Source organism: Oligoflexus sp. (assembly GCF_035638955.1).
GTDB lineage: Bacteria > Bdellovibrionota_B > Oligoflexia > Oligoflexales > Oligoflexaceae > Oligoflexus.
Genome location: NZ_DASQYZ010000068.1, coordinates 1 through 8,074 on the forward strand (window position 1 = coordinate 1; position 8,074 = coordinate 8,074).

5 protein-coding genes and 1 tRNA gene are annotated in these 8,074 nt (G+C 50.0%); 2 read left to right on the plus strand and 4 right to left on the minus strand.

The genetic code is table 11. The features are described 5' to 3' along the window. The first annotated feature begins 533 nt into the window (after window positions 1-533). Together VE954_RS06745 and VE954_RS06750 are read left to right on the plus strand one after the other, a co-directional pair. Complete coding sequence (locus VE954_RS06745; RefSeq protein WP_324950966.1) at window positions 534-2,759, plus strand: hypothetical protein; 2,226 nt, start codon at window positions 534-536, stop codon at window positions 2,757-2,759. Between the two features lie 1,197 nt (window positions 2,760-3,956). After that, on the plus strand, window positions 3,957-4,373 hold the full coding sequence (locus tag VE954_RS06750; protein WP_324950968.1) for a hypothetical protein: 417 nt from the start codon (window positions 3,957-3,959) through the stop codon (window positions 4,371-4,373). A gap of 109 nt (window positions 4,374-4,482) precedes the next feature. Here VE954_RS06750 and VE954_RS06755 read toward each other — a convergent pair. The 4 genes from VE954_RS06755 to VE954_RS06770 all read right to left on the minus strand — a co-directional run. Beyond that, window positions 4,483-4,559: transfer RNA gene (locus VE954_RS06755), tRNA-Ile, on the minus strand. Between the two features lie 64 nt (window positions 4,560-4,623). Beyond that, window positions 4,624-6,864, minus strand: a complete 2,241-nt coding sequence (gene rpoD / locus VE954_RS06760) for an RNA polymerase sigma factor RpoD (RefSeq protein WP_414698977.1) — start codon at window positions 6,862-6,864, stop codon at window positions 4,624-4,626. A gap of 286 nt (window positions 6,865-7,150) precedes the next feature. Beyond that, on the minus strand, window positions 7,151-7,783 hold the full coding sequence (locus tag VE954_RS06765; RefSeq protein WP_324950972.1) for an RDD family protein: 633 nt from the start codon (window positions 7,781-7,783) through the stop codon (window positions 7,151-7,153). Window positions 7,784-7,792: 9 nt separating this feature from the next. Next, on the minus strand, window positions 7,793-8,074 hold a 282-nt coding region (locus VE954_RS06770; RefSeq protein ID WP_324950974.1), incomplete at its 5' end, for a hypothetical protein.

An 8,074-nucleotide genomic window follows, 5' to 3' on the forward strand; every position in this document is an offset into this window, starting at 1 on the left:
GAACAATGCCGCTCATGACGGCACCAATGCCTGCGTACGAATCGATATCCTGGGACGAGAGTTTCTCAAGTGTGCTGCCGATCAAGCCATTTAAGGCGAATATGCTGTCGCCTATAATGAGCCTGTTCTTCCGTGAAGCGACTCTTTTTCATGCGATCTCCTTGCTTGTGCTTAGTGGCACAGGAGATTCAACTAATCAATGGAAGAAAATGGCGGGGAACCCTCGCCGGCCATCAATCCCTGTAACCTCCCCGGCAGCAACTTGAATCCATCTCAGCTCTCATTTATCAACCTAGAAGGCGGATTTTTTATTTATTTACAACATGTTATGGCTCAGTAATTTATCTTGATTAGCCTACACATATAAGCTAGGATCGGCGCGTCGATTTGGGAAATTTGTGGCGAGTCGAAATCAAGGTCCAAATTAAAGGCATGAACGGATGAGCATAGGATCAAACCAGTTTAAAATTTTATTTGGCCTCGCGATTTCCATCGGCCTGACATCCTGCGACCATATGTCTAATGAGATTTCCGTGACGAAGCTATCCTGCGACGTAGATAATGGCGAATCGAGACCTGTCGTCAGAATCATGAACGACGATGTCATCGCCGACCAGGATCCAGTATTTGTTCGCCGGCCGCAAGATGAGAGCGCGCATGCGGAAAAAAGATGGCTGAACGAAAAAAAATGCCTCGTCTTCGAGGACATATATGCAAATAAAGACCTCATCATCTCCATTCCCAGCAAATCTTTGACTTACAGGTTCACCATAGGCGACAGCTCGATCATCGACTTGGGGCTCATACGCGATAAGGAACCACCAACCCTCATCTTTGACAAGAGTCGAGTATTCACTGCCCCCGGCCACCCGATCCCATTTTCCGTGAGTGAGGAAGCCTGGATCAGCGTATGCTTTGAACAGCAGACGGAGCCAGGATCCTGCAGCTCACTGCGAAGCGAGCAGAATCTATTCGCAATATCGCAAGCGATGATCATGGCTCCACAAAAAGAAGGGGAATACAAGCTCTTCGTTAGACTACGGGACGATGCTGGGAACGAAGGAACACTGGAGAAAGCTGTTTCGGTCGATGGCCAAGCGCCCTTTGTCTATCCTGACTTTAGAGACGTCTCCCAGAAAATACCTTACTTTGGAAAAGACCGTTTCCTTGTGAACAGCAAAACCCGTCTCAACTTCAATGTTACTCATGACGGCCCCAAGGATGTCATCATTCAGTACTGTCTTTTGAAGGATGAAGGCATCGATGCCAAGACCCAATGTGAATCGGACGAAACAACCATCTTTGGAGAGGTCAACGAAGAAAGATTGACCGAAGGGAAGTGGTCCGTATTCTATCGCGCAGAGGATCGGGCCGGTAATCGACGGGACGATGGTTGGTTTAGAGATGATTTCTTCGTGGAGAAAGTCTGTAAAGGTCAGGATTTTTTGGATCAATCCTCGGATGCAGAAGCTTGCACGACCGTGATAGACAACTTGGATGTCCCTTCTGATATTCCAAGCTTCAGTGGTTATGCAAACCTTGTCAAGGTCGCAGGGTCGCTGATCCTAAGTGGTCATGAGAGTGCCAAAGATCTCTCGGGTTTTGAGAACCTCCGAGAAGTTGGTTCGCTCGATATTCGATTCAATCAAAAGTTGAAATCGCTAGATGGTCTGACGTCTCTTACCTTTGTTCGCGACAGTATATGGATCAGGGATAATAAGTCCCTGGCTCAAATCGATACGCTTTCTCACATCCAAGCGTTGAGCGGCACGCTTGATATTTCCAATAATGATGTCCTAGCCCAACTGGATGGGCTCTCGGGACTACGAAGCGTGGGAAACACCCTGCAGTTGCTAGGCAGTCCCCTGATTCAGCACCTTGATGCTTTACGCAACCTCGTCAGCGTCGGCGAATTTTGGCTCTTTTACCTACAAAATCTCCGTTCCATAAGTGGTCTCCGCAAGCTGCAGAGCGTGAGTCGCCTGGTTCTGAGCCAACTTCCTGCCTTAGAGAGTTTGGTAGGCTTATCGCAGATCAAAGTCCTGAGCGTGCTTTACATTATGGGCTGCGACAAGCTGGAAAACCTCGATGGCTTGAATTCCTTGACGACCATCACCGAGGAGGCCCGGATTGCGGTCAACACGTCGCTGAAGAGCTTAGATGGGCTAAAATCTCTGGAGAAATTCACTGGAGAGAGTTTTGAAATCAATGACAACCAGGAGTTGATAGATACAAAGGAGATTTGCTTCAAGACCTTCAAGGGCACACTGCTTGTCTCCGAAAACGGCAAGCTCGCAGATCTTGCCTTGCTATCCTGCCTTGAAGTCTTCGATGGCAGCCTGACAATCGATCAGATTCCCATCAAGAGCCTTGCCGATTTGAGCAATCTCAAAAAGGTAACAAAAGGTCTCGTGTTGCGTGGCCTCAAGAAGCTTGAGCATATCCATACGGCTCCCCTCCCCTTAACTGAGGTTGGCGGTACGCTCACGATTACCGGCTTAGACCTGCTGCAGAACCTGGAGGGGTTCCAGTCACTAGGTCAGATTGGAGGCGACTTTGTCCTTCTGGAAAATAGGGCACTGGAAAACCTTAAGGGACTGGAAAACCTTGTATCAATTCGGAACAAGCTTCAGATCGAAAATCATCCTCTTCTCAAATCGATCAGCGAGCTTTCCAGGACATTGAGCTTTGGTTCGATTCAACTAAAGAATAATGTTCTGCTCAAGGAAAATCCCTTCCAACCTACTGCTCCTCCTTGATCGGGCATGGAATGAGTCGTCGTATGCTTGTAGGAGGTCATAGTTAAGGCGAAGGCTCTAGACTGGAGCGGGAGCTCCAGACCCATCTAAATGACTGGACTAGCCTTGGAGAAACAAGCAGGTTTTAACAGAAGTCAAATAAGTCCCTCCCTGCGCAGACTCAAAATTCAAGTGAACCTTATGGAAGTCCTCATTCGTCGCCTTCTTCGGGGTTGCGCATCGCTTCATGGCCGGTCTGAAGGTTCCGGAGCCTGAGAGCATATCTGGTGGATGAAGACGTTGCTCTTTTGTCTGCTAAAATGCATCCGGATCAGGAGACTCACGGAAAGATATTTCATAGAAGATCTTTCAATTGGTGCAAATGCCAAAATTTTGGGAGTTCCCATAGCAACAGCAAATGAATCTGATTTCAAATTATGGGAAATTGAAATCATCAAACCGTTCAAGTAGCCATACACCTGCTGTTGCAAGCAATGCATGCATAATTCGGCGGAATTCGAGCAGTGGAGTGGGTCGTAGCCAAAAGGCCATAAGCCTCGGCTGAAGAGGCTTGCGTAGCGAAAGTTTTTGACGCAAGGCGGGCGCTCTTCCATCTCAGACCGCGAGTTTTGCCCGCGTCAGCGGGCCCGTAGCTATTATTTTGTATTATCAGATTGTTTTTTTAGGGGAGGAAAATGCGACTTGAACGGGGGACCAGCGGTTTATAAGACCGCTGCTCTAACCAGAGGAAGTGGTTTTGGTCCTGGCAACTTCTCTTTCATAGTGAGGATTTCTCTGGACGGTGAGGTGCTTGCTGTTGAAAGCAGCCCTTTCAAGTTCCCTATAAGAGTAAGAAAGGTGTGATACATTTGGCTCGCCAATAGAGGCGGCTCCATCAGTTAATTCAACCCCCGCGAACGCGGCACAAGCTATACCAAAGGACTGCCGCAGGCAGGCTCGCGTCTAGCTCTGATTTTAGGATTTTGCTTTGGGGAATTGTGGTGGGTCCACCCCGACTTGAACGGGGGACCAGCGGTTATGAGACCGTTGCTCTAACCAACTGAAGTTCGCGTGGAGCTGAAATATTTATTGATTTTAAATGTTTGATTCATTTTTTAAATTCAGAATACGAAGGAATACGCATTTCACTGGCCGAGGCACTGAATGGACGTCGCAGATGCCGATGAGCATTGAAACAACATTGGGAGCTTTCTCATTGTGGCTTTGATCCAAGAAAAAACCTGGGCCGGCATACTTATCTTTTGTCTCACACATGTTGCATGCGGGGCCCATCAATCAAGGCCGAAGGCGACGCGACTGGTCGTGAACTACAGCGACCTGTCCATAAGTGAAATCAAACTCGTCAATGAGTTTGGTCAAGTACTCTGGGATCCAGATTTGGGTGGAACAAAGTATGTGACTGGGTGTGATGCTATAGGATGCGGCCCTTCCCTTGTGACGGAAGAGTTCTTCTTTGCTGCTTTTTCCATGAAGAATCTTGCCAGAGTTGTCGTCGTCCGGGAAACAGGCGAGCAGATGCTGCGGGCATCAAGCCTGGATTGGACGAGCAACGGGCCTGGTGACTACGGAGATTTCGAGTACGAAGTTTCTTACTGGGCCCGTCTGGAGTTCTAGCGCCGTGCTTCCAGCCCGCGAACGCGGGCGCAAACTGTCCCAAGGGGACGCATAGCGGCCCGCATCTAGCTTGCTTGCGGTATTTGGGTTTTGCAATTGTGGGAAGAAATGGTGGGTCCACCCCGACTTGAACGGGGGACCAGCGGTTTATGAGACCGCTGCTCTAACCAACTGAGCTATGGACCCAAGAGAATGACGAGATAAGTAACAGAAAGCCCCAGGTCGGTAAAGAAAAACCTGGGGCCTCCGTTCAGCTTTCGATAAAGGCGCGCAGTTTTTTGCTGCGCGAGGGATGGCGAAGTTTACGCAGAGCCTTGGCTTCGATCTGACGAATCCGTTCCCGGGTGACGTCGAAGTTCTGGCCTACCTCTTCAAGAGTATGGTCAGACTTTTCACCGATACCAAAACGCATACGCAAAACCTTTTCCTCACGCGGCGTCAGCGTTGCGAGGGCTTTCAGAGTCTGCTCTTCCAGGCTGCCAGCAATGACAGACTCAGAAGGAGACGACTGGGTCTTGTCTTCCAGGAAATCACCAATGTGGTTGTCTTCCTCTTCACCGATTGGGGTTTCAAGGGAGATGGGCTCAATGGCGATTTTCAGGACCTTGCGAACCTTGTCGACCGACATATCCATACGAGCGGCGATCTCTTCCGGAGTGGGCTCGCGACCCATCTCCTGGACGAGATAACGGCTGGTGCGGATGAGCTTGTTGATCGTCTCGATCATGTGGACCGGGATACGAATCGTACGAGCCTGATCGGCGATGGCGCGCGTGATGGCCTGGCGAATCCACCAGGTGGCATAAGTCGAGAACTTATAACCACGACGGTATTCGAATTTTTCCACAGCTTTCATCAAACCGATGTTGCCTTCCTGAATCAGATCCAGGAACTGCAAACCGCGGTTGGTGTATTTCTTGGCAATCGAAACCACAAGGCGAAGGTTGGCTTCGACCAGCTCTTTCTTCGCCGATTCCGCCGCCTGCTGCATCGAATGCAGTGCGCGGTAGTTTTCGATCAGATCAGCCGGGTGCATGTTCGATTCGTTGCGCACGCGATCGACGTTTTCAATCGCCGCCGAAACGTTGCGAACCACACGCTGCCACTCACGCTCGGTGGCGTTATTCAAAGGCGTGCTCGCATTCTTGCTGACATGATCGGTCAGGCCATCACGAGTGGTGCCCATGCGCTTGGCGTAATAGGCGATATCCTGATCGGCTTCGCGCAGGATATTCGCATGCTGAGCCAGGCGATCGATCACACTCGTCAGAAGCTTTCTATTGATGTTCAGTTCTTTCAGAACATCAAAGATCTTGTCGCTTTGAAGCTGGAGCGGGTCCTTGGCCTTGCCTTTGGCGGCTGGCTTGGCCTGGGTCACGCCACCATCAGAAAGAAGGCGTTCAAACTTATCGTACTCCTGCAGGAAGACTTCCGTCACCTTGCGGAGCTTCTCGGAATGCGCTTCCTCGTTGGAGGACGCTTCATCATCATCAAAACCTTTGATGAAGCCCTTCATCCGGATTTCGCCGGACACAAATTTCCGCGCCGCATCCACGATCGTGTCACGACCGATGGCCAGCTTCAGAATTTGTTCCAGAATCCGGTTTTCTTCAGCTTCGATCTTCTTGGCGATGACGACTTCGCCCTCGCGGGACAGAAGCGCCACGCTTCCCATTTTGCGCAGGTAAATACGCACAGGGTCATTCGACTTGCCGAAGTCCTCGGTGGCACGGGCGTCTTTTTTCTCGACGTCCGGAGCCGCATCCACATCGACTTCGGTATCCACTTCCACATCGATTTCCACATCGATATCGATGTCATCATCGATACCGAGTTCATCGGTGGCCGCGAAATCCAAATCATCCGTTATCAGAATGTCGTCTTCACCTTTGGTGCCGCCGGCAATCTTGATATCGTTGAATTCATCCTGCGCCGTATCCTGAACATTGATCCCACGGGTTTTGAGTTCGCTCAAAACCGCCTGAATCACTTCGGGACCTGCATCTTCATCCAAAACCGCAGCATCCACATCACGGAAGGTCAAGGAACCTTTCTTCTGATAGATGCCGTTCAGTTTGTTGATCAGCTTACTGCTGATTTCTTTTTTATTGGGCTTGGTGGGGAGTTCATCGAAATCCTCAACAGGAGCTGCCTTGGCTTCGTCGAACTCTTCCTCGTCGTCGGGAAGAAGGCCGATTTCATCGTCGCCGTCGAGCAGCTCTTCATCTTCTTCATCATCCATGCCTTCGAGTTCTGCATCATCGTGCAGACGTTCTGAGGCTTTTTTCTCACCGCCTTTTTTACTGACGGATTTTTCTTTTTTCTTGCCAGGCACCGCAGACGCAGCAGCTTCTTCAGCCGAAGAGGGTTTCTTCGCAGCCGTTGCTTTCTTGGCCTTCGTTGCTGGTTTCTTCTTGGCAGCTGTCTTTTTCACTGCTTTTGCTTTCCCAGACTCTTTGGCCTTTGTGGCAGTTTTTTTCTTAATAGCCATACGTAGAAAGATTCTCCGCAGCTGTTGATGTGTCGATGTGGCTTGTGTAACCAGAAGGCGTGCGTAGTGAGCAGCACGTTTAATCTATAGTTATAAATACCGCTAGCCAAAAATGCAAGCGGCGTTGCAGGCAAAATGTTTTTAAACTTCCTGACTTATCCTTCGCTGCCTTGTCTCTGCTGATGCCGAGTGGAGCTGAAATGTAAGGGAAATTAACCTTCGCCTGAACGCTTATCTGTGACATTGTGACTATAGTACAGTTCCTCTGACACCCTTTCTTTCGCTTCTATGCCAACTCTGGTTTGGTCTCCGAAATCAGCTGCGGCAGACTGCCTCCTGTATTTACTTTTGGCAGGTTATTCCAACGTACGACTATGCTGTCACTGATCAAGTCATGGAGAGTTTGCCTTTTGGCCGTAAAAAAGGAAATCAAATATCCAAAATAAAGCAATAACGCAGATAGAAAATGACTTATATAACGAATGGTGGAACGACGTAAAGTTAGGCGCTGAAAGTGCTCATCACACACCCGCAGGCCCAGCGCGATCTTGCCTGGCGTGGCTTGTAAGGATGAGGCTTCGAATCCGGCATAATAAAGCCAGTGGGAACCGACCAGCAGTGCCAGTACCCCCAACCACAGCGTGATCGTGAAAATCGTGATCGTCGTCATGCTGAACATCGACATGAAGCCAAGCAGCAGAGCTGGAAACATCAGTACGAAGCCAACGCATGCGATCATCGCCCCGTAAAGCAGATGATCGATGCAAACGGCGGCCAGTCGACGCCAAAAACCTGCGTAAATTATCTCGTCCATGCCTGAGGTTTGTCGTCTGCCAACAATCCCGTCCATGCCTGAGGTTTGTGGTTGGATCTGCACGCGACCTTCAAGGCGGGTGGCGCTGTCAACAATCTCGTCCATGCCTGGGCCTTATGATTGGGTTGCGCCGCGACCTTCGAGGCCGGCGGCATTGAGTTCTTTAGTTATGCGAGCCACAGCGGATAAAATTTCACGCTGCTCCTCTTCCGTGCCGCGCATCAGATTCTGTTTGAGGCGCGCCAGGCTTTCTTTGAGAGCCTTGCGACGGACCTGAGTCGCCAGTTTTTCCATCTGCTGCTGGCGAGCGTTTGTTTCATAAGCCGGCGCATTTTTTTCCAACTGTTCAATCAAAGCGAGAGCCTCGGGAATCACCACCGAAGTCCAATGCGCTTT